General features: G+C 70.8%; 22 protein-coding genes. 13 read left to right on the top strand and 9 right to left on the bottom strand.

Translation table 11 applies throughout. The features are described from left to right. The first annotated feature begins 82 nt into the window (after window positions 1-82). The 10 genes from ACZ60B_RS05755 to ACZ60B_RS05710 all read left to right on the top strand — a co-directional run bounded on the left by ACZ60B_RS05755 (window position 83) and on the right by ACZ60B_RS05710 (window position 10,368). Window positions 83-889: a hypothetical protein gene (locus ACZ60B_RS05755; protein WP_469384472.1), complete on the top strand. Its 807-nt coding sequence runs from the start codon at window positions 83-85 to the stop codon at window positions 887-889. Continuing rightward, window positions 886-2,166 (top strand): ATP-binding protein, encoded by a 1,281-nt coding sequence (locus ACZ60B_RS05750; RefSeq protein ID WP_469384470.1) that lies wholly within the window; start codon window positions 886-888, stop codon window positions 2,164-2,166. Before ACZ60B_RS05755 ends, ACZ60B_RS05750 begins: the two co-directional genes overlap by 4 nt. 359 nt (window positions 2,167-2,525) lie before the next feature. Further along, on the top strand, window positions 2,526-3,899 hold the full coding sequence (locus ACZ60B_RS05745) for an FtsW/RodA/SpoVE family cell cycle protein (protein WP_469384468.1): 1,374 nt from the start codon (window positions 2,526-2,528) through the stop codon (window positions 3,897-3,899). Continuing rightward, a complete protein-coding gene (locus tag ACZ60B_RS05740; protein WP_469384466.1) occupies window positions 3,896-5,353 on the top strand; it encodes a penicillin-binding transpeptidase domain-containing protein in 1,458 nt (485 codons plus the stop codon). The genes ACZ60B_RS05745 and ACZ60B_RS05740 overlap by 4 nt, the downstream gene beginning before the upstream one ends. Window positions 5,354-5,467: 114 nt before the next feature. Next, window positions 5,468-5,995, top strand: a complete 528-nt coding sequence (locus tag ACZ60B_RS05735) for a DUF3291 domain-containing protein (RefSeq protein ID WP_469384464.1) — start codon at window positions 5,468-5,470, stop codon at window positions 5,993-5,995. 146 nt (window positions 5,996-6,141) lie between these two features. Then, entirely contained in the window at window positions 6,142-7,080 is a 939-nt protein-coding gene (locus ACZ60B_RS05730) for an AurF N-oxygenase family protein (RefSeq protein WP_469384463.1), read from the top strand. A gap of 56 nt (window positions 7,081-7,136) precedes the next feature. Continuing rightward, window positions 7,137-7,793, top strand: a complete 657-nt coding sequence (locus ACZ60B_RS05725; RefSeq protein ID WP_450667967.1) for a TetR/AcrR family transcriptional regulator — start codon at window positions 7,137-7,139, stop codon at window positions 7,791-7,793. Next, window positions 7,786-8,109, top strand: coding sequence for a hypothetical protein (locus ACZ60B_RS05720; RefSeq protein WP_469384462.1), 324 nt, complete (start codon window positions 7,786-7,788; stop codon window positions 8,107-8,109). The genes ACZ60B_RS05725 and ACZ60B_RS05720 overlap by 8 nt, the downstream gene beginning before the upstream one ends. A 193-nt stretch (window positions 8,110-8,302) precedes the next feature. After that, entirely contained in the window at window positions 8,303-9,523 is a 1,221-nt protein-coding gene (locus ACZ60B_RS05715) for a C40 family peptidase (protein ID WP_469384461.1), read from the top strand. 407 nt (window positions 9,524-9,930) lie between these two features. Next, entirely contained in the window at window positions 9,931-10,368 is a 438-nt protein-coding gene (locus tag ACZ60B_RS05710; RefSeq protein WP_469384459.1) for a peptidase inhibitor family I36 protein, read from the top strand. A gap of 68 nt (window positions 10,369-10,436) precedes the next feature. On the opposite strand, the gene ACZ60B_RS05705 is transcribed toward ACZ60B_RS05710, so the two are convergent. The 3 genes from ACZ60B_RS05705 to ACZ60B_RS05695 all read right to left on the bottom strand — a co-directional run bounded on the left by ACZ60B_RS05705 (window position 10,437) and on the right by ACZ60B_RS05695 (window position 13,392). Continuing rightward, a complete protein-coding gene (locus ACZ60B_RS05705; protein WP_469384458.1) occupies window positions 10,437-11,666 on the bottom strand; it encodes a tyrosine-type recombinase/integrase in 1,230 nt (409 codons plus the stop codon). A 379-nt stretch (window positions 11,667-12,045) separates the two neighbouring features. Next, on the bottom strand, window positions 12,046-12,285 hold the full coding sequence (locus ACZ60B_RS05700; protein ID WP_469384456.1) for a helix-turn-helix domain-containing protein: 240 nt from the start codon (window positions 12,283-12,285) through the stop codon (window positions 12,046-12,048). Between the two features lie 237 nt (window positions 12,286-12,522). Further along, window positions 12,523-13,392 carry a hypothetical protein gene (locus ACZ60B_RS05695; protein ID WP_469384455.1) on the bottom strand — a complete coding sequence of 290 codons (870 nt, stop codon included), beginning with the start codon at window positions 13,390-13,392 and terminating at the stop codon, window positions 12,523-12,525. On the opposite strand from ACZ60B_RS05695, the gene ACZ60B_RS05690 reads away from it, so the two are divergent. Beyond that, window positions 13,381-14,187 carry a hypothetical protein gene (locus tag ACZ60B_RS05690; protein ID WP_469384454.1) on the top strand — a complete coding sequence of 269 codons (807 nt, stop codon included), beginning with the start codon at window positions 13,381-13,383 and terminating at the stop codon, window positions 14,185-14,187. The genes ACZ60B_RS05695 and ACZ60B_RS05690 overlap by 12 nt on opposite strands. A gap of 2,004 nt (window positions 14,188-16,191) precedes the next feature. On the opposite strand, the gene ACZ60B_RS05685 is transcribed toward ACZ60B_RS05690, so the two are convergent. From ACZ60B_RS05685 to ACZ60B_RS05665, 5 genes are all read right to left on the bottom strand, one after another. Beyond that, a complete protein-coding gene (locus ACZ60B_RS05685; RefSeq protein ID WP_469384452.1) occupies window positions 16,192-17,445 on the bottom strand; it encodes a styrene monooxygenase/indole monooxygenase family protein in 1,254 nt (417 codons plus the stop codon). Window positions 17,446-17,634: 189 nt separating this feature from the next. Next, window positions 17,635-18,276: a GTP-binding protein gene (locus ACZ60B_RS05680; protein WP_469384450.1), complete on the bottom strand. Its 642-nt coding sequence runs from the start codon at window positions 18,274-18,276 to the stop codon at window positions 17,635-17,637. Further along, entirely contained in the window at window positions 18,257-18,718 is a 462-nt protein-coding gene (locus ACZ60B_RS05675) for a DUF742 domain-containing protein (RefSeq protein ID WP_152893806.1), read from the bottom strand. Before ACZ60B_RS05675 ends, ACZ60B_RS05680 begins: the two co-directional genes overlap by 20 nt. Beyond that, window positions 18,715-19,218 carry a roadblock/LC7 domain-containing protein gene (locus tag ACZ60B_RS05670; RefSeq protein WP_469384440.1) on the bottom strand — a complete coding sequence of 168 codons (504 nt, stop codon included), beginning with the start codon at window positions 19,216-19,218 and terminating at the stop codon, window positions 18,715-18,717. Before ACZ60B_RS05670 ends, ACZ60B_RS05675 begins: the two co-directional genes overlap by 4 nt. After that, the gene (locus tag ACZ60B_RS05665) at window positions 19,215-22,193 is read right to left on the bottom strand and encodes a sensor histidine kinase (RefSeq protein WP_469384425.1); all 2,979 of its coding nucleotides are present in this window, start codon (window positions 22,191-22,193) and stop codon (window positions 19,215-19,217) included. The genes ACZ60B_RS05670 and ACZ60B_RS05665 overlap by 4 nt, the downstream gene beginning before the upstream one ends. Window positions 22,194-22,603: 410 nt before the next feature. On the opposite strand from ACZ60B_RS05665, the gene ACZ60B_RS05660 reads away from it, so the two are divergent. Further along, the gene (locus ACZ60B_RS05660; protein ID WP_469384424.1) at window positions 22,604-23,389 is read left to right on the top strand and encodes a protein phosphatase 2C domain-containing protein; all 786 of its coding nucleotides are present in this window, start codon (window positions 22,604-22,606) and stop codon (window positions 23,387-23,389) included. A 52-nt stretch (window positions 23,390-23,441) separates the two neighbouring features. On the opposite strand, the gene ACZ60B_RS05655 is transcribed toward ACZ60B_RS05660, so the two are convergent. Beyond that, entirely contained in the window at window positions 23,442-23,933 is a 492-nt protein-coding gene (locus tag ACZ60B_RS05655) for a MarR family winged helix-turn-helix transcriptional regulator (protein ID WP_469384422.1), read from the bottom strand. Window positions 23,934-24,163: 230 nt separating this feature from the next. Between ACZ60B_RS05655 and ACZ60B_RS05650 the strand changes: the two genes are divergently transcribed. After that, the gene (locus ACZ60B_RS05650) at window positions 24,164-24,979 is read left to right on the top strand and encodes a lysozyme (protein ID WP_469384420.1); all 816 of its coding nucleotides are present in this window, start codon (window positions 24,164-24,166) and stop codon (window positions 24,977-24,979) included. Window positions 24,980-25,090 lie beyond the last annotated feature (111 nt).

The following is a 25,090-nucleotide window of genomic DNA, read 5'->3' as shown; positions in this document are numbered from 1 at the left end:
GCTCGGGCGACCGGCCGCGCAAGATGAATTTTCATATGAATAAGGTGTACGGGGCCTCGTCGTCACCAGCCGCAGGAGTGCCGTGCGCCTCAGCCGACCCACCCGTACCGCCCTCGCCGTCCTGGCCGCCGTCCTGTCGGCGACCGCGACGGCCTGTGGCGACGCCGGCGGGCTGCGTGCTGCCGGGGCGACGCCGACCGCGAACAGTCCGGCCCGGCTCTGGCCGGATCTGCCGCCGGCCTCGTCGCCCGCTTTCGACTTCGACGAGGCGGAGACGAAGACCGTGAAGGGCGTCGCCGTGCCGGGCGACGACATCCGCAAGGTGGATCCGGTGGCGGTCGCACGGGCGGAGATCGCGTCCGACCCCGGCGACTACACGGGCGCCGGGGCGCGCTACCACGGGACGCCGAGCGCGCTGGCCGACTGCGTCGAGGGCAGGCAGACCGGGACCTGGGCGCAGCCGCGGGGCTGCCCGGTGCTCCAGCCGTACTACCGGGACCTGACCGGCGACGGTCACGACGACCTGACGCTGGGCTTCCGGCTGCTGCCCGGCGAGCTGACCGCCGTACGCGTCTACACCGTCGAGAAGCACCGTCTGGTGCAGGTGATGTCGTACGAGGACGCCCTGAGCGTGGTCGAGTTGGCCGGGCGGTCCGTGATCGTCCGTTCGCCGTCGGAGGTGGCGGGGTACGAGTACCGCCTCCAGTGGACCTGGGACGCGCAGCAGAAGGCGATGCTGCTGACGCACGACGAGATGCTCCGCACCGGTGGGAGGTCGCCGTCCCCCAGGCACTCCGCAGCGTCGCGGTCCGCCCGGCCGTCGTCCGCCGCCTCGCCGACGTCGCCGTCCGCCACCCCCTCCGCCGCCGTGTCGTCGAGCGCGTCATGAGCGTGCTGAGCTCGGTGCGGCTTCCGCAGTGGGCCGGGACCCTGGCGGTGAAGGCCGCGGTGTTCATCATCGTGATGTGCTGCGCGCTCGCCGCGCTGCTCGGCGTCCTGGTGCACGTCCAGGTGACCGACCAGACCGTCGGCCAGGCCCGCGAGCTCGCGCTGTCCCGGCTGACGGACGCGACCCGGGCGTACGAGGCCGGGGACTCGCTGCTGCCGGGCGCCGCCGTCGACCCCGAGGGGCTGCCCGCGCCGCTGCGGACGCTGGCGGCGCACGGGGAGCGCGGCACGATGGTCGCCGATCACCACGGCCGTCCCTCGATGTGGGCGGCGGGGCCCGCCGACGGCGGCCGGGCGCTGGCCGTCGAGGTCGACTACGCCCAGCAGGCACGGACCATCGAGGGCCTGGACGGGGCCATCCTGTGGTCGTCGGGACTGGCGATCGGGGCGACGGTGCTGGTGGGTGCGTTCGCCGTGACGCGGGTGGCGCGGCGGCTGCACGCCACGGCGCGGGTGGCCCGCCGGATCAGCGCGGGCGACCTGGACGCGCGGGTGGACGACCCCCGGGTGAAGGACCTGACGCGGCCGCAGGACGAGGTGGCCGCGGTCGCCGTCGCGCTGGACACGATGGCGTCGTCGTTGCAGAGCAAGCTGCTGAGCGAGCAGCGGTTCACCGCGGACGTGGCGCACGAGCTGCGCACCCCGCTGACGGGTCTGCACGCGGCGGCCGAGCTGCTGCCTCCGGGACGGCCGACGGAGCTGGTGCGCGACCGGGTGGCGGCGCTGCGCACGCTCACCGAGGACCTGCTGGAGATCTCGCGGCTGGACACCGGGCGGGAGCGGCTGGAGGCGGACACCGAGGACCTGGGCGCGCTGGCGGAGCGGGTGGTGCGCGGCTCCGGCACGGTCACGGAGGTCAGGGTCGTGCGGGACGCGCGCGTGGAGACCGACCGGCGGCGGCTGGAGCGGGTGCTGGGCAACCTCGTGGCGAACGGGCACCGGCACGGGCGGACGCCGGTGGTGCTGACCGTGGACGGTCCGGTCGTCACCGTGCGGGACCACGGCGACGGCTATCCGGAGTACCTCGTGGCCCATGGGCCCCAGCGGTTCCGCACGGAGGGCGGGGCGAAGGGGCACGGCCTCGGCCTGACCATCGCGTTGGGCCAGTCCGAGGTGCTGGGTGCCCGGCTGGAGTTCGCCAACGCCCCGGACGGCGGGGCGCTGGCCCGGCTGACGCTTCCCCCGGCACCGGCACCGGAGGGCACCGGCCAGGACTGAGAGCTCCGGACGGAAGCGGCCGCCTGGCCCGCTTCCGTCCGGAGCTCCGAGCGGGCCGCGATCACGCGCGCTCCCCGATGGCACCTCGTGACGGGCGCCGACGGCGCGCCGCTCCTAATGTGGCGAGCAGCGCGTTTCACGCCCTTTCCGCGCCATTTCCCCGCCCCCTCACGGAGGTACCCGGATGTCCGTGCGCCGCGCCCTCGCCCGCCTGGCCCTCGCCCGCCCCGCCACGACCCCCGCAGTCGGCACCCGGGCCACGGGCCCGGCCCGCCGCATCGACGACATCGGGTCCATATCGCACCGGCGCCGACTCCGGACAAACCATGAATCGCGCTGCATCTAGGTATGTTCCGGACATGACTCCAGCCGGAACAGCGACCGCCGCGCCCGCACGGGAGACCGCCCGCGTGGTGCGCCTCGGCCGGCGCCGCGGCATCGAGCTGACCCTCATCGTCGTCGCCGTGCTGCTGTCCGTGTACGGCTACTGCGCCGTCGGCCTGGCCCGGCACGGCACGGTCCCGCCCGGGGCCGCGGGGTACGGCGCCGGACTCGGCGTGCTCGCCCTCCTGGCGCATCTGGCGGTGCGGCTGCGGGCGCCGTACGCCGATCCCCTGCTGCTGCCCATCGGCGTACTGCTCAACGGGCTCGGGCTGGTGCTGATCTACCGCCTCGACCTGGAGACCCCGGGCGACCGGGCCGCGCCGACCCAGCTGGTGTGGTCGACGCTCGGTGTGGCGCTGTTCATCGTGGTCGTCCTGCTGCTGCGCGACCACCGCGTGCTCCAGCGGTACGCCTACGTCTGCGTCGCCGCCGCTCTCGCCCTGCTCACGCTCCCGATCTTCTTCCCGGCCCTCAACGGCGCCCGCATCTGGATCCGGATCGCCGGATTCTCCATCCAGCCGAGCGAGTTCGCGAAGGTGCTGCTGGCGGTGTTCTTCGCCGCGTACCTGGCCGACAACCGCAGCGCCCTCGCCTGCACGGGCCGTCCGGTGTGGCGGTTCCGCAGGATCCAGCTGCCCACCGGGCGGGTGCTCGGCCCGATCCTGACCATCTGGCTGCTGAGCGTGGGCGTGCTGGTCCTGGAGCGCGACCTCGGCACCTCGCTGCTGTTCTTCGGCCTGTTCGTCGTGCTGCTGTACGTCGCCACCGGCCGTACCGGCTGGATCGCGGTCGGCCTGCTGCTCGCGTCGCTCGGCGCGGTCGCCGTCGGCCGGCTGGAGCCGCACGTGCACGGCAGGATCGAGGACTGGCTGCATCCGTTCGCGACGATCGAGGCGGGCCAGGGACCGAACCAGCTGGCGCAGTCCCTGTTCGCCTTCGCGGCCGGCGGGGTGCTCGGGTCGGGCCTGGGCCTCGGCCACTCCGTCCTGATCGGCTTCGCGGCCAAGTCGGACTTCATCCTGGCCACGGCGGGCGAGGAACTGGGCCTGGTGGGACTCTCCGCGATCTTCCTGCTCTACGGGCTCCTGGTGGAGCGCGGCTACCGGGCCGGCCTCGCCCTGCGCGAGCCGTTCGGACGGCTGCTCGCGGTCGGCCTCGCCTCGATCGTGGCGCTCCAGGTGTTCGTCATCGCGGGCGGGGTGACCGGTCTGATCCCGCTGACCGGCATGGCGATGCCGTTCCTGGCGCAGGGCGGCTCGTCGGTGGTGACCAACTGGGCGATCGTGGCGCTGCTGATCCGGATCAGCGACTCGGCCCGCAGTCAGTACGACGGTCGGGTGGCGCCGTGACGAAGTACATCCGGCACGCGGCCGCGTTCTGCGTCCTGCTGCTGGCCGCGCTGCTCGTCAACGCCCTGCGCGTCCAGGTCCTCCAGGCCGGTCCCTACGACGGCAGCACGGCCAACCGCCGTGCCACGATCGCCCGTTACGGGCAGCCGCGCGGTGACATCCTGGTCGGCGGCGAGCCGGTCACCGGCTCCCGGGACACCGGTGAGCAGTTGCGCTACGAACGCACGTACCGCGACGGCCCGTTGTACGCGCCCGTCACCGGCTTCGCCTCCCAGGAGTACGGCACGACACTGCTGGAGCACGCCGAGGACGGGGTGCTGGCGGGCACCGACCCGCTGCTCGCGCCGTTCCCGCTGTGGAGCGACCTGACCCGCGGCCTGCCACCCGGCGGCAAGGTCGTCACCACCATCGACCCGGCGGCGCAGCGGGCGGCGTACGTGGGACTGGCCGGACGCAAGGGCGCGGTGGCGGCGATCGAGCCGTCGACCGGACGGATCCTGGCGCTGGTCTCCGCGCCCTCGTACGACCCGGCGGAGCTGTCGGGCAACCGGCCGGCGACGAAGGCGGCCTGGGCGCGGCTGAACCGCGACCCGGACAAGCCGATGCTCAACCGGGCGGTGCGCCAGACGTATCCGCCGGGTTCGACCTTCAAGGTGGTCACCGCGACGGCGGCGCTGGACGCGGGCGTGGTCACCGACCTGGACGCGCCGACCGACTCCCCCGACCCGTACACCCTGCCCGGGACGCGGACGTGGCTGACGAACGAGGGTGACGGCTGCCGGGACGCCCCACTGCGGGAGGCCTTCAAGTGGTCGTGCAACACGGTCTTCGCGAGACTCGGGGTGGACGTGGGGGCCCGCGACATGGTGGCGACCGCGCAGTCCTTCGGCTTCAACGACACCGGGCTGCGGATCCCGTTCTCGGCGGCGACCAGCACCTTCGACACCAGCGTGGACCGGGCGCAGCTCGCGCTGTCGTCGATCGGCCAGTACAACACGCGGGCCACGCCGCTCCAGATGGCGATGGTCGCGGCGGCGGTGGCGAACGGGGGGCAGCTTCGGCAGCCGTATCTGGTGGAGCGGACCACCAGCCGCGGCGGCGGCACGGTGGCGACGGCGGGTTCGCGCCCCGCACGGCAGGTGATGCAGCCGTCGACGGCGGTACGGATGCGGGAGCTGATGACCGACGTGGTCGAGGACGGCACCGGTACGAACGCGGCGATCCCCGGCGCGATCGTCGGCGGCAAGACCGGCACCGCGCAGCACGGGCTCGGCAACTCCGGTGTCCCGTACGCCTGGTTCGTGTCGTGGGCGCAGGACGAGCGGGATCCGGGGCCGAGGATCGCGGTCGCGGTGGTGGTGGAGGACGCCTCGGCGAACCGCGGGGAGATCAGCGGGGGCGGGGACGCGGCGCCGATCGCGCGGGAGGTCATGCGGTCGGTGCTGTCCGGGTGAGCGGTGCCGTCCGGGTGGGCCGTGCCGTCGCGGGGCGGTGTTCGGTGGGTGGGCGGTGTTCGGTGGGTGAGACGGGGGGTACCGGCGCGGACAGGGCCGTCCTACCTTTCGCTCATGACTGAAGCCACGGAACACACCGTGTACGAACTCGCCCAGGTCAACATCGCCCGCCTCAAATTCCCGCTGGACTCACCCGAGTTGAAGGACTTCGTCGACGCCCTCGATCCGGTGAACGCCACCGCCGAAGCCGCCGGCGGGTTCGTCTGGCGACTGGCGAGCGAGTCGGGGGACGCGACGGACATCCCCGTCTTCGGGGACGCCTGGCTGATCGTCAACATGTCCGTGTGGCGCGACACCGACGCGCTGACCGCCTTCATGTACCAGGGGCGGCACCGGGAGCTGCTGGCCAGGCGCCGCGAGTGGTTCGAGCGGGTCCAGGAGGCCATGACGACCCTGTGGTGGGTCCCGGCGGGCCACCGGCCGACCGTCGCGGAGGCGGAGGACCGGCTGCGGCACCTGCGGACGCACGGGGAGACGCCGTACGCGTTCACCCTGCGGACGACGTTCCCGCCGCGGACGGCGGCACCGCTGCCGGAGCCGGAGGAGCGGGCGGCCCCGGAGGGCCTGGACTGCCCGGTATAGCCCGGTATAGCCCGGTAGGCGGCGCACCTCGCGGGTCCGCACGTAGACACCGGGTCAACAAGTGCTGCGCAAGGGATTGACGGCCTTGCTGACAAGCAGTCTCATAAGTTCGGTAGACGTGACCCCGGTAACGAGGTGGAACAGCCATGACGACCCTGACGGAAGCCGACGCGCTCGACGGACTGCGTGATGCGCTCGGGCTCCTCAAGGACCGCGAGCAGGTGGCCGAGCGCCTGCTCGCGTCGTCCGCCAAGCACTCCTTCGACCCGGACCGGGAACTGGACTGGGACGCGCCCTTCGAGGACGGCAAGTGGTTCTGGCCGCCGGAGCTGCTGAGCCTGTACGGCACGCCGATGTGGCAGCGGATGAGCGAGGAGCAGCGGATCCTGCTGTCCCGGCACGAGGCGGCCGCGCTCGCCTCCCTCGGCATCTGGTTCGAGATCATCCTCATGCAGCTGCTGGTCCGGCACATCTACGACAAGGCGGCGACGAGCGCGCACGTGCGGTACGCGCTGACCGAGATCGAGGACGAGTGCCGCCACTCGAAGATGTTCGCGCGGCTGATCGAGCGGGGCGACACACCCTGGTACCCGGTCAGCCGGGGGCACCAGCAGCTCGGACGGGTGTTCAAGACGATCTCCACCACGCCCGGATCGTTCACGGCGACACTGCTCGGCGAGGAGGTCCTCGACTGGATGCAGCGGCTGACCTTCCCCGACGAGCGGGTGCAGCCGCTCGTCCGGGGCGTGACGCGGATCCATGTGGTGGAGGAGGCACGGCACGTGCGGTACGCCCGCGAGGAGCTGCGCCGGCAGATGGTGACCGCGCCGAGGTGGTCCCAGGAGTTCACCCGGGTCACCTCCGGCGAGTTCGCCCGGGTGTTCTCGGTCGCCTTCGTCAACCCCGAGGTCTACACGAATGTGGGGCTCGACAAGCGGGAGGCGATCGCGCAGGTGAAGGCCAGCGGGCACCGGCGGGAGATCATGCAGACGGGGGCGAAGCGGCTGACGGACTTCCTCGACGACATCGGGGTGCTGCGGGGCGTGGGACGCCGGCTGTGGAAGTCCTCGGGGCTGCTGGCGTAACGGACGGCCGGGCCGGGGGCCGGTGGCCGCGCCGGGCAGCGATTACCCTGCCGGTCATGACCCCCTCAGCGCCCACCCCCGCCTACCGCCGCCTGAGCGTCGAGGAGCGTCGCAGTCAGCTCCTCGACTCCGCGCTGTCCCTCTTCGCGCACCGGGCGCCGGAGGAGGTGTCGCTGGACGACGTCGCGGAGGCGGCGGGGGTCTCGCGCCCGCTGGTGTACCGGTACTTCCCGGGCGGCAAGCAGCAGCTCTACGAGGCCGCCCTCAGGTCCGCCGCCGACGAGCTCCGGCTCTGCTTCGACGAGCCCCGGCAGGGTCCGCTGCTGCCCCGGCTGTCCCGCGCCCTGGACCGCTACCTCGCCTTCGTCGACCAGCACGACGCCGGGTTCAGCGCGCTGCTCCAGGGCGGGAGCGTGGTGGAGACGTCCCGGACCACCGCCATCGTGGACGGGGTGCGCCGGGCCGCCGCCGAGCACATCCTCAGCCACCTCGGCGTCGGCGACCCCGGACCCCGGCTGCGGATGACCGTCCGGATGTGGATCACCGCGGTGGAGGCGGCCTCGCTCATCTGGCTCGACGAGAACAAGGAGCCGCCCGTCGACGAGCTGCGGGACTGGCTCGTGGAGCAGTTCGTCGCCGTCCTGGCGGTCACCGCCCGGCGGGACCCGCAGACCGAGGCGCTCGTGCGCGCCGTCCTCGGGGCGGATGACTGACACTGGTGCCGTGAAGAGCCAAGACACCCCCTTCGAGGGCGGCCCCATGGACGGGCGCGTCCTGCCCGTGCTGCTCGGACCCACCGGGCACCCGCCGAAGACGTACCGCATCCCCGTGCCGGACGCGGCCGGCGGCGCGCCCACCGTCCTGGTGTACCGGCGCGCGCCCCGGGGGCAGGGCAAGCTGCTCGGGCTGCACCAGGGGTGGAAGTACACGTTCGACCCGGAGGGGAAGAAGAGCGGCCGGCCGAAGTGGCCCTGGTCCAAGCCGGACACCGACCCGAACACCCGGCCGGACACCGACCCGGACGCCTAGCAGGACCCCGACCCGTACGCCCCGCCGACGGCCGATCCACACGCCACGCCGGACGGCAAGCCGGGCGACCCGTACGGGTGACCTCGTTGCGCCGGTCCGCGCACACCTGGCAGCCAAACCACGCCAAGTCATCTGATCATCACGGTACGGAGGTGGACGGACCGGCCGCCCGCTCCGCGTCGGAGGTGATGAGGTGTCAGGAAGGTTTCTGCGTCTGGCCTGTACGGCGGCGGCCGCCGCCCAGCTCGCCCTCGTACCCCAAGCCGCGGTCGCCGCCCCGGATCCCGGGAGGCGTTCCGTGGCCGAGCTGCTGACGGACCTTCAGCGGCTCTACCAGGCGACGGAGAAGGCCACCGAGACCTACAACGCCACCGAGGAGCAGCTGACGAAGCAGCGCACCCGGGCCGGCCGGCTGGACGCCGAGCTGGACCGGGCGCGGCTGTCGCTGGACGAGAGCAGGAGCGAGGCGGCACGGCTGGCCCGTCAGCAGTACCAGGGCAGCACCGACATCTCCCCGTACCTGCGCCTGCTGCTCGCCCGCGACCCGCAGCACGCGCTCGACGAGGGCCATGTGATCGGGCGGCTGGCCCGCGAGCGGACCGAGACGGTGGGGCGGCTGACCGGGAACGAGCGCAGAAGCCGTGAGCTGGCCCGCAAGGCCCGTTCCGCCTTCGACACCCAGCGCGCCCTCACCGAGCGGCGCAGGAAGGACCGCGACGACGTGCACAGGCGGCTCGCCGCCGTCGAGAAGATGATCGCCTCGCTCAGCGCCGAACAGCTCGCCGCGCTGGCCGAGTTCGAGCAGGCCGGGATCGCGAAGGCGCAGGACGAGCTGGTCACCTCGGGCGCGCTCGGCACCGGCGTCGAGCGGACGCCGACGCAGGAGGGCGAGGAGGCGGTCCGCTATGCCGTGCGACAGCTCGGGAAGCCGTACGAGTGGGGGGCGGAGGGCCCGAGGTCGTACGACTGCTCCGGGCTGACCTCGCGGGCCTGGCAGGACGCCGGGACGGTGATTCCGCGGACCAGCCAGGAGCAGTGGGCGCGGCTGCCCCGGATCCCGCTCACCGAGCTGCGCCCCGGCGACCTCGTGGTCTACTTCCCCGAGGCGACCCATGTGGCGATGTATCTGGGCCACGGCATGGTGGTCCAGGCGCCCCGTCCCGGCGCGCGGGTGAAGGTCTCCCCGCTGGCCGCCAACCCGGTGCTGGGCGCCGTACGGCCCGATCCCGCGGGCCGGCCGCTGCCGCGCTACACGCCGCCGGAGTTCCCCGCCCACGCCCTCGGCGGCACGGACACCGGATACGCCCCGGCGACGGCCCCGCAGCCGTCGGCATCACAGCCGACCGCACCAGAGCCGACCGCCCCGCAACCGTCGGCACCACAGCCGACCGCGCCACAGCCGTCCGTCCGGTAGGCGGGCGGGGCCGAGGGGCGGGTCCCCGACAGCGCGTCGGGGACCCGGGACCGGCGCGTCCGCCGGTCAGGCCCCGGCGACCGAGGCCAGGTAGGCGCCCGTCTTCTCCGGGTCGGAGAAGCACCTTGGCATCCCTCCGCTCCGCCTACCAGCGACTTTGCCTCAAAGGAACACTCGGCAGGCACTCTTGGGCCGTCTCTGGGCCGTCATAGCAGTCACCGCCGCGCCCGTAGCACGGGCCTGATCCAAGTAACAGGGCGCGCGAGTCAGGTCCCGGCGACGGCCAGGGAGTGAACGGCTGGCAGGCTCCTCATAGATGCATCGAGCGCCGTCAGGGCAGCCCTGGACGCCAGCAGACCTCACCGGGAAGTCTGAAGAACTCCAGACGGAACGGGAGAACAACGGCTATGCGGAAAAGACTGGCGAATGTTTTTGCTCTTCTGGCCACTACGGCCGCAGCGATGACAACGCTCGCGGCACCCGCGCAGGCATCGCCCTACCGCGACTGCGCGTACCCGTACGTCTGCCTGTACAACGGGGCCTACTACAACGGCACCAAATTGGTCCAGTACAAGGACACCTATGCCCAAAGCCTTCCGAGCAACCGGAAAGACCGGGCAGATTCCGTCGTCAACACTCGCAACGACGACTCGGTCTGGTTGATTGACACGCGCAGCCCCAAGAGTCGATTTCTCTGCATCCCAGCAAACACCCAGGTCAACCTTGGAGACTACGCTCTGAGCGGCAAGGGAACTTGGGCTAACGACGTCGACGCCATTCACATCTGGAACGACAACGGCTTGTGCAGCGGAACGCGCCATGTCACCCAAGGAATCATTCGCTGACGCTGGCTGGACACCGAGATGGAGGCGCGCCCCGGACGCGCCTCCATCTCGGCATGCCACACCACTCATCAAGTCCTTTCGTAAACGTTCGCAATCGCCGTGCGTGTCCGCTCCCGACTGCTAGGCATGAGGTGGGCATAAATCCTTAGCGTCAACGCTGCGTTGCTGTGCCCGAGGTACTGAGCAACGGCCTTGATGTTCTCTCCACCGTCCAGAAGTGCCGAAGCGTAGATGTGTCTCAGCGCGTGCATTCCGTGCTCGCGCGCGGCTGCATAGCCGCCCTCCTTCGTCTTCGGTTCAGGAAGTACTGCGGCGGCAACGAGAGCGGGCTTCCACGCCTCCTCGTTCAGCACAGTGCGCCAGACGTGATTACCGCCAGGCGCCATGAAGATGAGCTGCCTGGTTACCTTTGGGCCGTCCGGTGTCCGCCAGGGCAGCGTGATCTCAACCGGCGGGAACTGCGTCATGTGAGCCCTGAGCGCGTCGGCCACGGGACCGGGAAGCGGCACGTCTCGCGTCTTGCCCCCCTTGGGAGGCGCGAGCACAGGCTTGCTTCGACTGAGTTTGAGCTGCTGCACCACGTGGAGGGTGTCGGAGTCGAAGTCGATGGCATCCACGGCAACGCCCAGGATCTCCCCTTGCCGTAAGCCGCAGCCTGCGCCCAGGTCGACCATCGCTCGGTACCTCTCCGGCATGGCAGCCTGCACGGCAAATACCCGCCCAGCAGACCACGGCTCCACGCGCTTGGGAGCAAGCGCCGGCGGCTTGACGGAGCGAGGCGCACAAGGGTGGCGACTCAGGTAGCCGTCGTCCACGGCCGCGCTCAGCGCAGCCCGCACGTTCGCGTAAATGGCCCTCCCGTACGAGCCGGGCACGCCGTTCTCTTCGAGCGCTGCCACCCATTCACGGATGTGCTCCGGCCTGAACGAACCGAGCGGGCGGGTCCCGATGTACGGGTAAGCATGCAGCCCGAGTTGAGAGTTCATGGACTCGATGGTGCTCGGCTCACTCGTGAGCGTCTTGAGCCACTTCTCGGTGTACTGCTGAAACGTGATCCTGGCCCTCTGGAGGTCCACGTAGTCACCGCTGTTCATGTCGGCCTCGATGTTCGTAAGCCATCTCTCCGCCAGGCGCTTCTGTCCGTCGCGGAAGCTCTTGGACTTCTCAGTGCCGTCGGGGCCGATGTAGCGGGCCCGGTAGCGCAGGCCGGTCCCGTGGCGGTCGGTCTTGACTCGGATGGTCTTGCCGTCGGCGTCAGTCTCGGACTTGAACCATCGGTCTTGAATGTGGCGAGCCATGTGGGCTGATCCCTTCTCGGTAGCAGGGCGCGGCGGAGCCTGGTCGGGTCCGTCCGGCCGGTTTCGGGGTGTGCTGGGTCGGGCCCGCTACTTGCTAGGGGCCTGATCACTGGAGGTTTGGGCTGCTAACGGGGTTGCTACCGGTAGCGGGTGCGGGTGCTACCGCTAGCAGGGCTCCGGCGAGGTTCAGGGAGGCTGTGGCAGGGGGTCTCGGGTGGCCTCTGGAGGGGGTTTTCCGGGGTGCTCGGGGCGTGCCTCCCTGCCTCCCTGAGAGGCCATTTGCGCTGATCAGGCAGAGGGATGCGGGCAGGGAGGGGGGTAGGGAGTTCTCCCTGCCTCCCTTGGCCGGCGGGTGGTGCCTCCCTGCCGGTCCGGGGGGTCAGGCAGGGTCTCCGAGGCCGGTCCGTTCGGTCTCCCACGCGCGGACAGCGGCGGGGTTGAAGCGAAGGTAGCGGTCGACGCGGAAGCCGGGCGGTCCGATGCGCTTGCGGCGCCACTGGTAGACGGTTTCGACGCTCGGGAGGCTGAACATCGTGACCAGGTCTTCGGGAGTGAGGTAGCGGTCCGGGAGGCCGCCGCGCAGGGTGGCGCGCGGGTCGGTCGGCTCTTCGGTGGCCATGGCTTTGGTGACTCCTCGTGTCCGCAGGGTCGGTGCGTGGAGTGGTGCCGGTCGCGGGCCTAGAGAGTTGGTGTATTTCAGCGTCCACAGCGTCCTAGCGTCCGCACGGCCGCGTTTTGCAGGTCATAGAGCGTGAGCGGTGCGGACGCTGTGGACGCTGGACGGCCGTAGCGTCCGCAGGTTCGACGTGTCCGGGCCGCTGGCGTGCGGCCCGGCCCGGATGGCTTTCCGGCTACGTCATCCCTGTTCAGGCCATGCCTCGCGCTCCCGAGGCGGGCCGGTCTCTCGCCAGAGAGAGGCCTGCTCGGGTGCGGACGCTGACTCTTCGTCGTCGGGTGCGCGGGAGAGAGTGAGGAGCTTTTTCCGCATCCGGTCAGAGCTACGCTGCGTGTCATCCACAGCGATCCCGATGGACCGCAGCAGCGGAGCGAGCCGCTTGACGCGCCCGCCTGCACGGGTGGCGTCCACAGGCCAGTTCTTCGGTCTCACCAGCGGGACGGGCAGGGCTTCGAGCAACTGGGCGGCCGTGCCCGTCCATGTCCCGGCCTGGTCGACCAGGTGGGCGATGGCCATGGCGAACGGGTCGCCTTCCATCGCGTCCGTGGCGACGTTCGCGGACGTGGCCAGGTAGTCGCCGAGGGTGTTCCAGCCCTGGGTCTGGTCGACGGCCGCGAGCACGCGGGCGAAGTCGGCCATGCGCGGCATGGACTCCAGCCGGATGGACGGCAGTACCGCGAGCGCGCACGCCAGCACGTCGAACAGGGCCCCGAGCACGGCTGGGCGGACCACGTCGAAGGTGGCGTCCAACTCCTCCTCGGACCGGCGTCGGGTGTCGCCGATGAGCTGCAAGTCGAGCATGAGCACGCGTTCGGCCAGGTCCCCCGCGAGAGCTCCCGCGTCGATCGTGGTCATGGCGAGCACCCGCTTGAAGGTGAGGACCACCACGTCGTCGTCGGTGTACAGGGCACGGTCGACCACGCCGTCACCGGTCACGGCCTTGCACAGGGTGTCCGACAGCCACGGCGGGATGGTGGAAACGTTGTCCAGGCACAGCGCCCATGAGCTGAACGCCTGCCGCGACCACGCCTTCGGGTCGTGGAACTGCACTCGAAGAGCCTGACTCTCTCTCAACACCGCGAAGTGCTGGCGCTCTCCGGATGGCTCGCTCTCCTTGTCGGGTGTGTGGAGTACGACATGGGCGACCGGCACGCTGCCGAGTCGACGCGTCGGGCCGCGCTCTCTTTAGCCACCGAGTCTGAGCACGCCGAAGTCGCTGGTTGGGCTCACGAAATGCGAGCGTGGTTCGCCCTCACGACTGGCGACTATCGAGGGGTTATCGCAGCAGCGCAGGCCGGAACCGAGGTTGCCGCCCACCAGGGCGTAGCGGTTCAGCTTGCCGGACAGGAAGCCAAGGCGTGGGCCCGACTTGGAGACCGTCGACGGGTTGAAGTCGCGCTCGATCGGGGCCGCAACCTGCTCGAAGGTATGCCGCACCCTGAGAACCTGGACAACCACTTTGTGGTGGACCCGGCAAAGTTCGACTTCTATGCAATGGACTGCTACCGCCTGGTGGGCGAGGAGAAGTTGGCTCGCACGCTCGCTGAGGAGGTCCTGCGCGCAGGCACGGACTTCGACGGCACGGAGCGCTCGCCCATGCGAAACGCGGAAGCGCGCGTCACCTTGGGCGTGACGGCCGCGCGGGAAGGCGACCTCGAACAAGCGCTCATCATGGGGGAGCGGGCCCTCGACGGGGAGCGCCGATCGGTGCCGTCGCTCATCATGACGAGCCGCGAACTGGCGGCAGAGATGAGGCAGCGTTACACGGCGGAGCCTGCCGCGCAGAACTACCTTGCACATCTGAGGGATCTAGGGCAGTCGGTTCCTGGCTTTCTTCCGCAGTGATCTGTTAGGGGCGGCCACGGCCGCACGACCCTTGGCAGCTCGCTCCGCTCGCGCGCGGCAGCATCCAGGAGCTCCCCACCATCGCGCCCTTACGGTGAGCCAGTAGCGGAACGACGAAGAGACCACCCCCTGTGATGGGTGGTCTCTTCGTCGTTCCGGAGCGGTCCGTGTCCGCAGCGTCCGCAACCTCCTCTCGCTAAGAGCTGTCCTGACCTGCGGAAAGACGCTCTTAGTAGCGGAGGGTGCCCGGACGCTGCGGACGCTAGCGGACGCTAAACAAAATGTTTAGCGTCCGCAGGAACAGTGCAGTTCAGGTGGGGTGCGTGATGCCCGGCGGACGCTGCGGACGCTTTTCCCTCAACTCTCCAGTAAGAGAAGAAGGACGGCTCTTCAGAGGGGAAGGATCGCGGTGCGCACGGCCGCCCCCTCCTGAAGAGCCTTGGCGGCCGCGCAGCGCGGAAGAGGCCGGGCGACGCTCGCGCAGGCCTACCGTCTGCCCCTTGGAAGGCCCTCACGATGGCATTCCAAGCGGGGGCATCGCCACCCCCTGGATTGCCGTCCTCGCGCGCACAGGACAAGAGGAGCAGCGCGGGGCGCCGACGTGCTCCTCTTGCCTATGCGGGGGGCCATGTCGGGTCATCACGCGCCCGATTTACGGCGGTTGATGCCGCCGGTTGCGTCGACAACAGCCGTTGACCCCCTGCAACCACCTCTGACCTGCGGGTTTCCAGGTTGCCACGGTTTCCGGGGAGGGATCCCTACGCGCGCGTAGGGCGGGCGAAAACTGCCGCTGTCGATGCAACCGCGGGGCCAGGGGCGGCCGTTCGCGCCCCTATGCATCTTCCACCCCACACAAGGGGGCCCGAGCCCCCCAGAGGGGCGTCCACGGCCTTCACCCCGTCGGCGGGTCGTCGCGCGAGCGTAGCGAGCTGCCAAGAGTCGCGCGGCCGTAGGCCGCTCCTTCTTGCTCTTCTCGTGGTGCACCCCACGTCGCGGGGGCGGCCCACTCCCCGAGCCCAGCACGGGTGCCGGGTCGGGCCTGCGTTCCTGCCTCAACTCCACTCTGGCCCGGCCGGCACCCGTGCCAGGTCGATCTTGACCCTCCGGCTCCTCACCAGCTTTGCGTCTCAGACGATGACAACTGTCCGCCCGCAGTCCGGGCAGGGCAGCTCCGCCCCAAAATGTGGGGTGAAGTGCAGCAGCCAGACGTGATATTCCGAACCGTGCGTGGCGTTAACAGAGTGATAGGTGAAGACACCGTGACAGTGGCCGCACCGGAAGCAAAATGTCCGCCCCTCAGAACGCGGCCCAAGCTTCACCAGGGCAGAAGCCACCTTGATCAAACGCGTAGGGTCTGGCCTGCTGCCATACCTTGACACACCAAGTATTCGCTCATTGAGCTCGTCGATCTCACCGCGGCGGGTTCCCCCACATGATGGGCATTCGACTGTGCCGAAGACTTCGCCGAAGCGCTGAATCATGACATAACCGTAGGGCACTCCCCGAAAGGCCCGTAAGAGGCCGGAGTGAATTTTTTCCACTTACCCTAGCTTTGGCCAGACTTCGGGCTACCAGCATCTCTGTACCCCCTTGATCAAGTTATGTTCCAGTTTGAGCTTTGGTGTGCCAGATCCTGCGGTAAACCCCGGGGCACAGCGAGATCGACCATGGCGTGATCAGGGCTCTAATGCTCCTTCGCCGCAGGTCAGCCCAGTAACCGCTGCCAAAGAATCCAGGTGGCGGCTCGGCAGCACATACCGACCGTCATCGCTTGCCCTGATCAACGAGCTGGCAGCGTGGTGGAGGCCAGTGAGGGCGCAGAGAGGCACACTCGCACTTCGTCGGCCAACACGCCCGTGCCCGGTCCAGCGGGAAGCCCTGGGAACACCAACCCCAGAGACGGCCCCAGGGATATCCCTGGGGCCGTCTGTGGGCCGTCCGAGAGGAACCGGCGACGACAAACAACGACAGGCGCCGACAGCCGGACCGCAGGTCAGAGGGCCATCAGGCCCCGGCGACCGAGGCCAGGTAGGCGCCCGTCTTCTCCGGGTCGTAGAAGAAGTTCTCGAAGTCGGCCGGGTTGTCGAAGGCGTTGGCGAAGCGGTCGGCGACCGGCTGGAGCTGGCCGGCGGCGCCGATGAGGTTGAGGATGTGCTCCGGCGGCGGGGCGAGCATCGCGTTGGTCCACTTGGTGACGTGCTGGGCGGTGTTCCAGTAGCGGTCGAAGGCCGACTGCATCCACATCTCGTCGAACGGCTTGTCCTCGTGTTCGAGGATCGCGGCGAGGTACGCGGCCGCGCACTTGGACGCCGAGTTGGAACCCTGGCCGGTGATCGGGTCGTTGGCGACGACCACGTCGGCGACGCCCAGGACCAGGCCGCCGCCGGGGAGACGGCCGATGGGGTTGCGGACGGTCGGGGCGTACCGGCCGGCGAGCGTGCCGCCCGCGTCGGTGAGCTCGACCTCGGTGGCCCGCGCGTACTCCCAGGGCGTGAACTTCTCCATCAGCGCCAGGGTCAGGGCGAGGTGCTCGGCCGGGTCCTTGACGCCCGCGAAGGCGTCGAGCGGGCCGCCGGGGACGCCCTCCCAGAACAGGATGTCCGCGCGACCGGAGGTGGTCAGCGTCGGCATGACGAACAGCTCGCCGACGCCGGGGACCAGGTTGCAGCGGACCGCGTCGAACTCCGGGTGCTCCGGACGCGGGCCCAGACCGTGGACGTACGACACGGCGAGGGCGCGCTGCGGCGTGCTGTAGGGGGAGCGGGAGGCGTCCCGGCCGAACATCGACACCAGTTCGCCCTTGCCCGCCGAGACGAGGACGAGGTCGTAGGCGCGGGAGAAGTAGTCGAGGTCGCCGACCGCCACGCCGTGGATGACCAGCTGGCCGCCGCGCTGGACGAACGTCTCCATCCAGCCCGCCATCTTCACCCGCTGGTCGACCGACTGGGCGTAGCCGTCCAGCTTGCCCACCCAGTCGATCGCCCGCTGCGAGGGGCCCGGGTCGAACGAGCCGGGGGCCGCGACCGAGACGCCGAGGCCCTCGATCTTCGGCGCCTGCGACTCCCAGAAGTTCAGCTGGAGATCGCGTTCGTGCTGCAGTGCCGTGTGGAACATGCACTGGGTGGACATGACCCGGCCGGAACGGATCTCGTCCGCGGTCCGGTTGGACATCAGGGTGACCTCGTACCCGTGCGACTGGAGTCCGAGGGCGAGCTGGAGACCGGACTGGCCGGCTCCGACGACGAGTATCTTCCGCATGCGAGTGGTGGCTCCTCTATCACGACTGCTCAGGACTCGGGACGCACGGAACCGGTCGGTGCCGTTCGATACTGCGCACGGCGGCCGGACGGCGGGACCGCCGGGGGCCGGCCGTCGGGCCGCGAAGAACTGCTCGGTGGCTGCTCGGAGACTGCCCGGGACTGTCCGGACCGCTCGGGGTGCTCGGGGCTACTCGGGGGTTTCGGTGAGTGCGTGGCCCACCAGCGCCAGCAGGGTCTCGATCACCGACACCCGCCCGCGCGCGTCCATGATCAGCACGGGGATGTGCTCGGCGATCGTCAACGCCTCGCGGACGTCCTCCGGTTCAAAGCTCTCCGTGTCGTCGAAGTGGTTGACCGCGACGACGTACGGCAGCCCGCAGCTCTCGAAGTAGTCCAGCGCCGGGAAGCAGTCCTTCAGGCGCCGGGTGTCGGCCAGGACGACCGCGCCGATCGCGCCCCGCACCAGGTCGTCCCACATGAACCAGAACCGCTGCTGGCCCGGCGTGCCGAACAGGTAGAGCACCAGGTCGTCGTCGAGCGTGATGCGGCCGAAGTCCATCGCCACGGTGGTGGTGAGTTTGCCGGGCGTGCCGGTGAGGTCGTCGGTCTCCTCGCTCGCCTCGGTCATCAGCGCCTCCGTCTGGAGGGGCGTGATCTCCGAGACGGCGGTGACCAGCGTGGTCTTGCCGACCCCGAAGCCGCCCGCGATCACGATCTTCGTCGCGATCGGGGCGCGGGTCCGGTCCGTCTGCCAGGGTTGTGACGGTCCGTCGGGCTCGACGAACGAGGTGACGCCAGAGGCGGCGGCGTCAGAGACGACGGAGTCCACTCAGCACCCTTTCCAGCAGAGCGCGGTCAGGCCGGCCGACGCCGTGACCGGTTCCGGTTCCGTACACACGGATCTTTCCCTGGTCCGCGAGGTCGCTCAGCAGGACCCGGACCACACCGAGCGGCATGCTCAGCAGTGCGGCGATCTCGGCGACCGTGCGCATCCGGCGGCACAGTTCGACGATGGCCAGCATCTCCGGCATGACCCGGGCACTGAGCGGCCCTGCCCCGAGGCTCAGCGCGTGCGGGGTGCCGCTCGTCAGTTCCTTGCGCTCCTGCGGAGCCTCGATCGCGGCGGTGCTCGCCACGAACGTCTCGACGAGGAGGACATGGCCGAAGCGGGTACGGCCACCGGTCAGCGAGTAGGGGCGTACGCGGGCGACCTTGCGGTCGCCGCCGCGGACCGGGAGATGCGGCCTGGAGTTACGCGGCGCGGTGCTCATCGGACACTTCCCGTCGGCTCGCCTTCCAGGGATTTCCGCAACTCGCTGCGGAGTTCGGGGGTCAGGACGTGCCCGGCCCGGCCGACGAAGAGCGCCATGTGGTAGGCCACCACGCTCATGTCGCACTCCGCGGCTCCGTGGACGCCGAGCAGCGACCCGTCGCTGATCGACATCACGAACAGGCTGCCCTCCTCCATGGCGACCATGGAGTGCTTGACCGGGCCGAAGTCCATCAGCTTGGCGGCGCCGACGGTGAGGCTGCCGATGCCGGAGACGATGGTGGCGAGGTCGGCGGAGGAGCCGCGTGGCCCCTTGGGCTTGTCGTCGAAGGTCTCGCGGGCCTCGGCGTTGCGGCCGGGGTCGGAGGACAGCAGCAGCAGGCCGTCGGAGGAGACCACCGCGACCGACAGGATGCCTGGCACCTCCTCCACGAGGTTCGTCAGCAGCCAGTGCAGGTTCCGGGCCTCACTGCTCAGGCCGAAGGTACTGGACGCGGTCAACTGCTTGCCTCCTCGACTGTGCCCCCCGTGGCGTCATCGCCCACTGCGTTCCGTGCGGGTGTTGCTGGTGTCGCTGGTGTTGCAGGTGTCGCTGGTCGTGCGGTCGCTGTGGCCGGGACCTCGTTGCGGCCCGTCTGCTCCGCGATCTCCGCCGCCACCTCACGGTGACCGGCCTCCGCCCCCCGGCGGAAGCCGCCGAGGCGGCGACGCAGCGCCTCGGCGTCGACGGATCCGCTGCGCTGCCTCGGTTCCGAGGCGGGCGCGGTGACCTTCGGGGTGCGCTTGGGCAGCCCTTTGCTGGTGACGGGCTCCTCGGTCTCGTCCGGGGTGCGCTGGTGGCTGTCGGGGCCGATGGCGTAGGGGTCGGCGGCCGGGACCGCGGCGGATGCGGCCGGGACGGCGGACGCGGCGGACGCGGGCCGCTCGGGTACCGGTGCCGGCTCCGGCTCGGCCGCGGGAGCCGGGATGAACAGCTCCATCGTGGTCTCGGCGAGGGACTCGGCGGGCGTGCCGGGTCGCGCCTGCGCGGAGGCCTGCGCGGACTCCTCCGCCGGGGCGGGCGGCGCGTCGGCCTCCGGTGCGGCGGCCTCCGGTACGTCCGTGCCGGGTGCGTCCGTCGTCGGCGCGTCCGTCTGCGGTACGTCCGTGTCGGGTACGTGCATCGGCGGCACTTCCGCCTGCGGCGCACCGGCCTGCGGTACGTCCGTCCGCGGTACGTCCGTCTCGTCGTCCGTGGAGGCGCGTACCGCCTGCTCCGCCAGGGTCACCAGCGGGTCACGGCCCCCCGAACGGCCGTGCAGGACGTTGGAGTTGGCCTCCGCGGCGGCGCCCGGCAGCGTGTAGCCCTGGGCACCGCCGGCCGACGACCTGGCCGACGGGACGGCGGCCGACGGCGCCGCGGCGAACAGGTTCTGCGGGAGGGCCACCACGGCCGCGATGCCGCCCTGCTTCTGCTCCCGCAGCTGCACGCGCACGTTGTGCCGGTGGGCCAGCCGGGCCACGACGTACAGGCCGAGCCCGAGACCGTCCTCGCCCTCCTGGTCGTAGGGGGACGCCGGGTCGAAGTCGGCGAGCCGGGCGTTGAGGCGGGTCAGCCGCTCCTCGGTGGTGCCGATGCCCTCGTCCTGGACGGAGAGCATGACCTCGCCGTTCTCCAGGAGCCAGGCGGAGACCTCCACGGGCACGTCCGGCGGGGAGAACGAGGTGGCGTTCTCCATGAGTTCGGCCAGCAGGTGCGAGAGGTCGTCGGCCGCGAAGCCGGCGACGTGCGCGTGCGGCGGCACCGCGGCGATGCGGACGCGCTCGTAGCGTTCGATCTCGCTGACGGCCGCCCGTACGACGTCGACGAGCGGGACGGCCCCGGCGTGCTGCTGGACGTGTTCGGTGCCGGCCAGCACCAGGAGGTTCTCGCTGTGCCGGCGCATGACCGTGGCGAAGTGGTCGAGCTTGAAGAGGGTGGCCAGCCGGTCCGGGTCCTGCTCGCGCTCCTCCAGGCCCTCGATCACGGCGAGCTGCCGCTCGACGAGACCGAGGGTGCGCAGCGCGAGGTTGACGAAGGAGCCGCCGATGCTGGTGCGCAGCCGCTCCAGCTGGGCGGCGGAGCCGGTGAGCTCGGAGCGCAGTTCCTCACGGGCGTCGGCCATCTTCTGGCGCTGGCCGACGAGGTGCTTGCGGTCGGTCTCCAGGGTGGTGATGCGCTCCTGGAGGGCGACCGCGTGCGCGTGCAGGGCGTTGACGGACCGCACGACCTGGGCGAACTCGTCGTTGCGTCCGATGAACTTGACGGGTTCCTCGGCGGCGGGGTCCGCCGCCTCCGCCAGCCGGGCCGAGCCGCGGCGCAGCGCGGACAGCGGCCTGGTCAGGGAACGCGCCATGCCGGTGGCGATGCCGACGGCGACCAGCATCAGCACGCCGAGCGCGGCGACGCGGATCTCCAGCGCGGTGACGTCGTCGTCGCGCAGCAGGCCCAGGTCCTTGGTGCGGTGGTCGTAGAGCGAGGACTCCGCGCCGCGCATCAGCTCGACCCGGGCGGTGAGCGCCGCGTCGAGCTTCTTGACGCTGGTGGCGAGCTCGCCGTCGGACAGCTCCGGCTGGTCGGTGAGGCGGGCGAGGTACTTGTCGGCGCTGTCGACCTCGGGGCCGGTGACCGTCGAGTCGTAGGTGTCGACGGTGGCCTTCGGCGCGGTCTCGTGGAAGTCGGCGAGGGCCGCGTCGGAGCGCACCCTGGCCTGCTGGGCCGCGGCGGCGAGGGCGTCGCGCTGCTTGGTGTCGGCGCCGGAGGAGACCGGGACCGTCTCCGTCAGGCCGGTGGCGGGGTTGTAGACCGACTCGGTGTCGGTCGGCACGTTCAGCGCGGCCAGGAGCAGCCCGCGGGCCGCCGCGGCCTGCTGGACGGCGGAGTCGAGCTCGGCGAGGGCGTGGGCGCCGGCGCCCGCGCGGGTGGGCATCCGGTCGGCGAGGCGCTCGGCGAGACGGTGGAGTTCGGTGATGGCCGCGGAGTACGCACCGTGCGTTTCGAGAGCACTGCTCTTGCCGGTGAGCGCCGCTCTGCGTACGGCCGCGACATCGTCGAGGTCGGCGCGCAGCGAGGCGGGCACGTCCGGATCGGCGCGCAGTTCCTCCAGCAGGCGGTCGACCCGGGCGCTGCGGTCCTCGGCGGGCGCCTTGGACTTGGGCCGGCCGGCCGCGACGTAGGAGGTGATCTCGTCCCGTTCGTCGGCGAGCGAGTGGGCCAGCACCAGCGCGTCCTGGGTCTGGCCGGCCAGTGTCACCAGATCCTGGGAGTCCTTGAGCCGGCCCGAGGCGGCCAGCACCGAGGGGGCTCCGGCCGCGGCTATGGCCGCGGCCACGACGGCCACCGCGACGATCAGCCGGTTACGTACGTGGGTGGGACGGCCCTTGCCGACGGAGGAGCTCTGCGCGCCCCCTTCGGAGGCCGACTTCTTGTCTGCGCGCCGAGGCCGCGTCTTCTGCACCGGTGCTCGCATTCCTGACTCGTTTACCCATGGGTCCGGATGACGTTCCGTCAATCGGCTCGTACAACCTCCCCCGCATTCTCGGCTTCACCCGAGCAGGGGGGCACCCCTCAATCGGCTCCCGACCCTCCCAGTGCCGGTGGGCAGCGGTCCGGCATCACCTGACCCGCCACCCGAAGGAGTGAACATCGGAGGGGAGTTGGTGGGCAAGTTCCCCCGGCACCCGCGACAGCCGTGCGCGGTGGGTCGGTTGGACGTGGGCGGCGGGCTTTGGCAGTATTCGCCGCCGCACCTTCCCGGAATATTCTATTCCGCCGCAAATCAGGCGGCTGACCTGCGCCGGTACGCCGATCCGGCGGCCGATGCCACCCTTTCGCGCAAGTTGTGAAGAGGTGGTGCAGACTGGCTGAATGCGTACGGAACTTGTCTCGGAGCCTGGTCAACACGACCGCCCCAACGAGGACTTCGCAAGCGTCGGACTACCCGCAACCGGGCAAGGTGGCGCACTCGTCGTCCTGGACGGCGTGACACCACCACGGAGCGCGACGGGCTGTCTGCATTCGGTCCCCTGGTACACGGCACGTCTCGGGGGCGCCCTGACCGAAATGATCATTTCCCTCACCGATGTCCCGCTGACCGGGATTCTCGCCCGCGCCATCGCGCGTACCGCCTCGGCCCACGCGGGCACCTGTGACCTTTCTCACCCGCGTACGCCACAGGCAACCGTGGTCCTCGCCCGCTGGTCGCCGGAGACGGTCGCGTACCTGGTGCTCTCCGACTCGGCGCTGCTGCTCCGGTCCCCGGACGGGACGGTCACCCCGGTCCTGGACGACCGCATCGCCCGGCTGCCGCGCGCCTCGCTCGCCACCGACGCCGTGGTGGACGCGACCGTCCGCAACAAGCAGGGCGGCTTCTTCACCGCGGCGGCCGATCCGTCCGTGGCCGACCGCGCCGTGACCGGCACCGTGCCGCGCGCCGAGGTCCGCGCGCTGGCCGCGCTGACGGACGGCGCGACGCGCTGGGTGGAGAAGTTCCGGGAGGGCGACTGGACGGACTGCCTCACCCTCGTACGGAAGGAGGGGCCGGGGGCCCTGGTGGACCGGGTGCGGACGCTGGAGAGCGCGGACAGCGACCGCCGGTTCCTGGGCCGCGGCAAGACGCACGACGACGCGACGGTCGTGTACGTGGAGTTCTAGGGCGTGGGACGCAGCGCGGGGCGGGCGCCCGGGCCCCGGGGCGAGGTGGCCGTCAGCGCTCCATGCCCCGGTTGAGCTGCTGGAGCAGTCGGGCCAGTTCGGCGACCTCGCCGCGGTCCCAGTGCGCGAGCTGGTTCACGTACCGCGCCCGGCGGGCCTCGCGCACCTTGCCGACGCTGCTGCGCCCCTCCGGGGTGAGGTCCACCAGCCAGGCACGGCCGTCCGCCGGGTCGGGCTGGCGGGCGACCAGTCCGAGCTCCTCCAGGGCGCGCAGCTGCCGGGACATGGTGGCCTTGCCGACGCCGATGTAGCCGGCGAGCTCCGTGGCACGCAGCCGTCCGCACTCCTCCAGCCGTACGAGGAGTCCGTAGGCGGCGGGTTCGAGGTCCGGGTGGACCTCGCGGGCCATCTCGCCCTGGCTGGCCCTGGCACGCCGCAACAGCACCGTCAACTCGCGCTCCAGGGACAGGAACTCCTGGTCCACACCAATTTGCGACGTCTGCGCGTCATCTCGACGCGCGTTGCCGTTTCCGCGCTCGTGCACGTCAGCACCCCTGATCCGGTTTCCCGATCCTGAAAGTTATCGCCAGAATCCGCCATCGCCGCAGCTCCGTCAGTATTTCGCAGGCGTAGACCAACGGCGTCATCCGGACCCCCTTCCCAGTACCTCTTCTACGTGCGTAGCGTCTTCGTCAGGCAACGCATGGCATGCCCACGCCACAACTGTGGGTGATCCGACCCCTCCCCCGCACCATCAAGCCTCGGAGGCACGTCATGCCCGTGCACAGACCCGGCTCCATCCCCCCGCGCGCCGCCACCGCCGCCGTCGCGCTCCTGCTCGCCGCCCTCGCCCCCACCGTCCCCGCCCACGCGGCCGACGTCCCGGCCCGCGGCTCCGCCCGCATGGGTGTCGGCGTCCTCGCCCACGACGGCTCGGACGGCTCCCCCGCGCCCGGCGTCGCCACCCAGACGGAGGGCGTGGACGTCTCCGGCCACCAGGGCAACGTCGCCTGGTCGACCCTGTGGAACAGCGGGGTCAAGTGGGCGTACACCAAGGCCACGGAAGGCACGTACTACACGAACCCGTACTTCGCCCAGCAGTACAACGGCTCCTACAACGTCGGCATGATCCGCGGCGCGTACCACTTCGCCACCCCCGACACCACCAGCGGCGCCACCCAGGCCAACTACTTCGTCGACCACGGCGGCGGCTGGTCCAAGGACGGCAGGACGCTGCCGGGCGTCCTCGACATCGAGTGGAACCCCTACGGCGCCGCCTGCTACGGCAGGACGACCGGCGCGATGGTGAGCTGGATCGCGGACTTCCTGAACACCTACAGGGCCCGCACCGGCCGGGACGCCGTGATCTACACGGCCACCAGCTGGTGGACCCAGTGCACCGGCGACTACGGCGGCTTCGCCTCGGCCAACCCGCTGTGGATCGCCCGGTACGCCTCGGAGGCCGGGACACTGCCGTCCGGCTGGCCCTACTACACGATGTGGCAGTACACGTCGTCCGGCCCGACCGTCGGCGACCACGACAAGTTCAACGGGGCCCTGGACCGGGTGGTCGCGCTCGCCAACGGCTGACCCGCGCCGGGCGCCCACGTCCGCCCCCGCACCCGCACAGGGCGAAGGCCCGGGTCTCCCTCACGGTGACCCGGGCCCTCCCCGTCCGGTGCCCGCCGACCGGCACCGGTC

It is taken from the genome of Streptomyces sp. NPDC104096 (assembly GCF_055584385.1).
This window is presented reverse-complemented; position numbering and strand designations above follow the sequence as displayed.

What these genes read in the sequence shown, in the direction of transcription:
- ACZ60B_RS05675 (WP_152893806.1), bottom strand. Translation starts at nt 18,718, where the DNA reads ATGAGCACCGCGCCGCGTAACTCCAGGCCGCATCTCCCGGTCCGCGGC.
- ACZ60B_RS05700 (WP_469384456.1), bottom strand. Translation starts at nt 12,285, where the DNA reads ATGGCCACCGAAGAGCCGACCGACCCGCGCGCCACCCTGCGCGGCGGC.
- ACZ60B_RS05735 (WP_469384464.1), top strand. Translation starts at nt 5,468, where the DNA reads ATGACTGAAGCCACGGAACACACCGTGTACGAACTCGCCCAGGTCAAC.
- ACZ60B_RS05705 (WP_469384458.1), bottom strand. Translation starts at nt 11,666, where the DNA reads ATGGCTCGCCACATTCAAGACCGATGGTTCAAGTCCGAGACTGACGCC.
- ACZ60B_RS05725 (WP_450667967.1), top strand. Translation starts at nt 7,137, where the DNA reads ATGACCCCCTCAGCGCCCACCCCCGCCTACCGCCGCCTGAGCGTCGAG.
- ACZ60B_RS05685 (WP_469384452.1), bottom strand. Translation starts at nt 17,445, where the DNA reads ATGCGGAAGATACTCGTCGTCGGAGCCGGCCAGTCCGGTCTCCAGCTC.
- ACZ60B_RS05750 (WP_469384470.1), top strand. Translation starts at nt 886, where the DNA reads ATGAGCGTGCTGAGCTCGGTGCGGCTTCCGCAGTGGGCCGGGACCCTG.
- ACZ60B_RS05745 (WP_469384468.1), top strand. Translation starts at nt 2,526, where the DNA reads ATGACTCCAGCCGGAACAGCGACCGCCGCGCCCGCACGGGAGACCGCC.
- ACZ60B_RS05730 (WP_469384463.1), top strand. Translation starts at nt 6,142, where the DNA reads ATGACGACCCTGACGGAAGCCGACGCGCTCGACGGACTGCGTGATGCG.
- ACZ60B_RS05650 (WP_469384420.1), top strand. Translation starts at nt 24,164, where the DNA reads ATGCCCGTGCACAGACCCGGCTCCATCCCCCCGCGCGCCGCCACCGCC.
- ACZ60B_RS05710 (WP_469384459.1), top strand. Translation starts at nt 9,931, where the DNA reads ATGCGGAAAAGACTGGCGAATGTTTTTGCTCTTCTGGCCACTACGGCC.
- ACZ60B_RS05720 (WP_469384462.1), top strand. Translation starts at nt 7,786, where the DNA reads ATGACTGACACTGGTGCCGTGAAGAGCCAAGACACCCCCTTCGAGGGC.
- ACZ60B_RS05660 (WP_469384424.1), top strand. Translation starts at nt 22,604, where the DNA reads ATGCGTACGGAACTTGTCTCGGAGCCTGGTCAACACGACCGCCCCAAC.